5 protein-coding genes are annotated in these 5,995 nt (G+C 42.1%); 4 read left to right on the top strand and 1 reads right to left on the bottom strand.

What is annotated here, in order from left to right:
- From B4237_RS17635 to B4237_RS17620, 4 genes are all read left to right on the top strand, one after another.
- Positions 1-708 (top strand): 3-hydroxyacyl-CoA dehydrogenase family protein (locus B4237_RS17635; RefSeq protein WP_286944301.1); only part of this gene is annotated, 708 nt, incomplete at its 5' end.
- 12 nt (positions 709-720) lie between these two features.
- Positions 721-1,923: a 3-oxoadipyl-CoA thiolase gene (locus B4237_RS17630; protein WP_032051451.1), complete on the top strand. Its 1,203-nt coding sequence runs from the start codon at positions 721-723 to the stop codon at positions 1,921-1,923.
- Positions 1,924-1,935: 12 nt separating this feature from the next.
- Positions 1,936-3,153, top strand: coding sequence for a CaiB/BaiF CoA transferase family protein (locus B4237_RS17625; RefSeq protein ID WP_032051452.1), 1,218 nt, complete (start codon positions 1,936-1,938; stop codon positions 3,151-3,153).
- Between the two features lie 117 nt (positions 3,154-3,270).
- Positions 3,271-4,119 carry an IclR family transcriptional regulator gene (locus B4237_RS17620; RefSeq protein WP_032051453.1) on the top strand — a complete coding sequence of 283 codons (849 nt, stop codon included), beginning with the start codon at positions 3,271-3,273 and terminating at the stop codon, positions 4,117-4,119.
- A gap of 3 nt (positions 4,120-4,122) precedes the next feature.
- Here the strand turns inward: B4237_RS17620 and B4237_RS17615 are convergent, their stop codons facing one another.
- Positions 4,123-5,400, bottom strand: coding sequence for a tyrosine-type recombinase/integrase (locus B4237_RS17615; RefSeq protein WP_032051454.1), 1,278 nt, complete (start codon positions 5,398-5,400; stop codon positions 4,123-4,125).
- Positions 5,401-5,995 lie beyond the last annotated feature (595 nt).

Below are 5,995 nucleotides of genomic sequence, written 5' to 3'. Positions count from 1 at the left end.
AAAGTCCGCCGTAAGGTCGGTGAGGGTTTCTACAAATACGTTGATGGCGTAAAAATCAATGAAGAGCCTCGTCAGACTGTACCTCAGGTTTCAACATTTAATGCGGTCTGGATCAAAACAGATTTAGAGCAGGATGCAGCCATCCTAACAAATTATCTGCAAGCGCAAGGATTAACATTAGATACAGCCACGCAACCGGGTGCAGATAGTTTAATTTTACTGGCTACTTACGGTGAAGACACGACATCTGCAGCTTTGCGTTTTGGTGTCGATGCAACACGAGCAGTTAGTATCGATATGCTCACCGATTTTGCGAACCACCGAACCTTGATGCCATCGATTGCAACCAAAAAAGTTTATATTGATCAGTCACATACAATTTTTTCGGCCAATAACCATGGTGTCAGTGTGATTGATGAAAGCATGGGATTTGTCGCGCAGCGTGTATTAGCCATGGTAATCAATCTGGCCTGCGATATCGCACAACAAGGTATTGCAACTGCAGCAGATATTGATAAGGCAGTGAAACTTGGTTTGGGCTACCCACATGGTCCGATCTCATGGGGGGACGTACTGGGTGCATCACGTATTCTGCAGATTCTGGAACGTATTACGAAGAACACAGGTGATCCACGTTACCGTCCAAGTCCATGGTTGCAGCGTCGCGCCCGATTAAACTTGTCTTTGCTTCATACCTCAACAATTTAAAGGATTAATACAATGTTAAATGCCTATATTTACGATGGCCTGCGTACTCCATTTGGCCGTCATGCAGGTGCGTTATCCTCTATCCGTCCAGACAATCTGGCAGCGCATGTGATCAAGGCACTGGTAGAAAAAAATCACCTTCCAGCCAATATCTTTGATGATGTGATTCTGGGTAATACCAATCAGGCCGGTGAAGACAGCCGTAACATTGCGCGTCATGCGACCTTATTGGCAGGTCTGGATGTAAAAACTCCGGCACAAACTGTTAACCGTTTATGTGCTTCCGGCCTTGCTGCGTTGATAGATGCTGCACGTGCAATTAGCTGTGGGGAGGGTGAGGTCATCCTGGCCGGAGGCGTGGAATCCATGTCTCGAGCTCCTTTTGTATTTGCCAAATCAGAAACATCGTTCAGCCGTGATCTTAAAGTCTTTGATTCAACTATCGGTGCACGTTTCCCGAACCCGGCAATCGAAAAGCAGTTCGGTGATGACACGATGCCTAAAACGGGCGATAACGTGGCGGTTGAATATGGTGTAACGCGTGAAGATGCAGACCGTTTCGCAGCCGCTTCCCAAGCGAGATATGAGGCTGCCAAACAAGCAAGTTTTTTCGCTGGTGAAATCGTAGGTGTTGAGGTGTCTCAAGGGCGTAAATTGTCTCCAAAACTGGTGGAAATCGATGAGCATCCACGTCCAAGTTCAGATTTTGTTGCCTTGCAAAAGCTCAAGCCTTTATTTGAAGGTGGCGTGGTGACAGCGGGTAATGCATCCGGCGTCAATGATGGTGCAGCTGCCCTGATTATTGGTTCTACTGCGGCTGAACAAAAACTGGGAATCAAACCGATGGCCAAAATCCTGTCTTCTGGTGCTGCAGGAATTGAACCGCGTATTATGGGTGCTGGTCCTGTAGATGCCATTAAACTCGCGCTGAAACGTGCCAATCTCACTTTAGATGACATGGATATTATTGAAATCAATGAAGCCTTTGCATCTCAGGTATTGGCGTGTCTAAAAGGTTTGGATATCGATTTTGATGACCCACGTGTTAATCCAAATGGTGGAGCAATCGCAGTCGGACATCCATTAGGAGCCTCTGGAGCGCGTCTTGCCTTAACGACAGCACGTGAATTACAACGTAGCGGCAAAAAATATGCTGTAATCAGTTTGTGTATTGGTGTGGGACAAGGTCTCGCCATGGTGATTGAGCGCACATAAAAGGAATAAAAAATGGGTGCATTGGAAGGTATTCGCGTATTGGATTTAAGCCGCGTACTGGCAGGTCCTTGGTGTGGTCAGATTCTGGCGGATTTGGGTGCTGAAGTGATTAAAGTTGAACGTCCCAAAACAGGTGATGATACCCGCTTGTGGGGACCACCATGGATGAAGGATGATCAGGGTGAAGATACGCAGGAAGCTGCCTATTACCAGTCTGCTAACCGCAATAAACTTTCTATCGCAATTGATATTGCCACACTGGAAGGTCAGAAATTAGTTCGTACACTGGCAGCAGGTTCGGATGTTTTAATTGAAAACTACAAAGCGGGCTCACTGAAAAAGTACGGTCTGGATTATGACAGCTTAAAAGCGATTAATCCGAAATTAGTGTATTGCTCGATTACCGGATTTGGCCAAACCGGTCCACGTGCGCCAGAACCGGGTTATGATTTTATCATTCAAGGTATGGGCGGTTTGATGTCTGTGACCGGAGAGAAAGATGACCTTCCGGGCGGTGGGCCGCAAAAAGTGGGTGTGGCTTTTGCCGACCTGACGACTGGGCTTTATGCCACCATTGCGATTCAAGCAGCACTTTTGAACCGCACCATGACAGGTCTGGGTCAGTATATTGATATGGCGTTATTAGATGTACAGGTTGCAACGTTAGCCAATCAAGGCATGAATTATCTATCTTCGGGTAAAGTACCTGGACGTTATGGCAATGCACATGCGAATATTGTGCCTTATCAAGTGTTTAAAGCAGCCGATCAGGACTTTATTATTGCCTGTGGAAATGACAAGCAATTCGTTGCGCTGTGTCAGGCCATTGGTTTGCCGGAGCTGCAGAATGATCCGCGTTTCTTAAGCAATGCGTTACGAATCCAGCATCGTCAAGAGATGGATAAATTACTCGGCACCCATTTTAAAACCAATTCTGCACGGCACTGGGTAGATGCGATTCACACGATAAAAGTTCCGGTGGGTTTAATCAACAATTTACAGCAAGCATTTGAGGAGCCTCAGGTGATTGCGCGCAATATGTTGGTTGATATGAAGCATCCGTTGAAGGAGAAGTTAACGGTGATTGGTTCACCCATTAAACTGTCACGCACCCCGGTGGAATATAAGAAAGCACCGCCAATGCTGGGTGAACATACTGATGAAATCTTAAGTGGCATTCTGGATGCAGAAAAGATTGCTGAACTTAGGCAGAGAGGTATCATCGGGTAATATTTAAATATTGGGCAAAGGAGATTCTGTCGAAGACTATCCTTTGCCCTAATTATAATAAATGAATTATAATTTCCGCAGTGCGGAACAAAGTATGCTTAATTAGGCAGGAATAATATGACGAATGACGTGATTGATTCAGAACAGACAGAAAATCTTTTGGCGCCATTACGTCATGAATTATTGAATCCGATTGAAGATATGCAGGATGAAAATGACCGTCAATATGTGACCGCATTAGCTAGAGGATTAGAATTATTACGTTGCTTTACACCCAAATATCAACATTTAGGTAATCAGGAATTGTCCCAGATGACAGGATTACCTAAAGCGACCATTACCCGCTTAACCCATACCCTTTCACGTTTAGGATATATTAAGCAAGTACCGAACTCGAATAAATTTCAATTGTCATCAGGGGTACTGTCTTTTGGCTATTCAATGCTTGCCAATGTTTCGATTCGTTCGATAGCCCATCCTCATATGCAGGAGCTAGCAGATTATGCTGGTGCAGCGGTTGCCATGGCCACACGTGATCGGCTGAATATGATTTATTTAGATGTGGTGCAGGGTAAAGGTAATGTAACAATGCGCCGTCCAGTCGGTACTTATTTGCCGATCCATTTAAGTGCCATGGGCAGGGCTTGTCTCGCTGCGATGCCTGCGGATGAGCGCGATTTTCTGTTAAATGCCATTCGGGAAAAGAATAAAGATGACTGGATTAAAATTAATCGAGAGTTAGACAAAGCATTTAAAGATTTCCAAGATTATGGCTGTTGTTTTTCGATTGGAGAATGGCAGAAAGATGTAAATTCAGTTGCTGTCCCCTTATTGCATGAACAACACGGACTTTTAGTATTCAATTGTGGTGGGCCAAGTTTTGTATTAAGCCGTGAGAAACTGGAAGAAGATATTGCACCAAGATTAATTCTGATGGTGAATAATATTAAAGCGGAAATTGGCTGAATGTCAGGCTTCTATGTATGTGGCATAACTCGCCCAATCAGCCATCAAATTTTTCCTTTTCTCAAGATAAGCTCCACGTAAGTAAGCTGCTTCTACTTCATCGGGTAGTTTATGTGCTAGTACATGCTCACAGACTTCACGAGGATAATCAGTTTTATCGGCTGACCAATCACGAAATGTTGAACGGAAACCATGTGTTGTAATCACTCGATTTTGTTTAGGATCAATATAGCCTAAGCCATTTTCTTTTAACTTTTGTTCGTGCATCCGCTTGATTAAGGTTGTTAAGGACATATCCGAAAGCATTTCGCCACTACGAGGAGCAGGGAAAATGAAGTCTTGAGGTTGAGTATATTCTTGAATTGATTCAAGCAAACTAATGGTTTGTTGGGATAGGGGAACACGGTGTTCTTTTTCTGCTTTCATCCTTTCTTTAGGAATGATCCAAACTTTATTCTTAAAATCAATTTCTTGCCATGTTGCACCAAAAACCTCGCCAGAACGACAGGCAGTTAAAATTACAAATTCTAGAGCTTTAGGTGAAATCCCTTTTTTCTGTCTCAGATGCTGGATAAACCCAGCAACTTGTTCGTAAGGTAAAGATGGATGAGGGCGTGATTCTTGCTTTAAGTTACCTAAGATTGGTTCTAGATTACCTTTCCATTCAGCAGGATTATCGCCAACAAAATATCCCATAGCCTTAGCATAATCAAAAATAGTTTCGATACGACCACGAATACGTTTAGCTGTTTCGTTCTTTTCAATCCAGATAGGTCTAAGAACTTCGGCAATATCAACTTTAGTAATTGTGCCAATACTGATATCACCTAGAGTTGGGTAGATATAGGTTTCTAATGTAGATGTCCATTGTCCGATATGCTTTTCATTTTTGAGTTCACGAGTTTTATTAGCAATAACGACTTTTGCACATTCAATGAATGTCTTGTTTCTAAGCTTTTGAATATGAAGCTTGTCGAGCTGTTCCTGTTTATGTGCAATTGGATCAACACCACTTCGTATTTGTAATCTTAATTCAGTGGCTTTAGCACGAGCTTCTGCTAAAGAAACTTCAGGGTAGGGACCAATACCAATATCACGGCGATGAGGTTTTAGCTTCCCATCTTTATCCAACCGTTTACCCACAACAGCACGCAAAATCCAGACACGGGAATTACCCTCGACATTTAGATATAAGCCATCAACACCGCCTACAGAATGTCGACCAGTCTTTTTGATTTTTGCTACACTGAGAGCAGATAGCTCTTTAGATTTCTTTGGCATATTATTTTTACCCCACAACCTACCCCTCATAAAATACTGGAAATGATTGGATTAGACAAGACGGTTTTGGATGATTAAATTATTAAGTATATGAAAAATAATTTATTTTAATATTGTGTTAGATTGCTTTGGACTGCTGTTAGACGGACACCGCTTCCGCCAAATATCGAAATAAGCCCTTGTTTTTACAAGGGCTTATTTTTTAACTATGATTTTACCCCTCATCAAACATTGGATTAAGTGATATCTAAAAAGATATGATTTGACACGTTAGGACTTCACTTAAGATTCATATAGAAAAATACATGTAGCTCAAAACTAATTGAGCTGTCTTAAATTTGATTCTGAGCGGATATTGGCATGTATAAAAATCCCCAATTTTTATTTCTGGAAAAAGTTAGGCAACTTAGATAAATCAATTTTGTTTTTCTGCTTTTATTGATCCAATTTTTTTCTGATGCATTGAATAATTTTACTTCGTTCTTAGTTATCTTTAGGTTTTGTCGCCAATACAATTTCTAATTTAAAATTAAGATAAGTCATCTCATTTGTACATATTTTTACCTTTAATGGGCTTTGTTGCACAAAGCTATTC

The sequence above is a fragment of the Acinetobacter sp. UBA6526 genome, assembly GCF_002434875.1.
GTDB classification, from domain to species: domain Bacteria; phylum Pseudomonadota; class Gammaproteobacteria; order Pseudomonadales; family Moraxellaceae; genus Acinetobacter; species Acinetobacter venetianus.
This window is presented reverse-complemented; position numbering and strand designations above follow the sequence as displayed.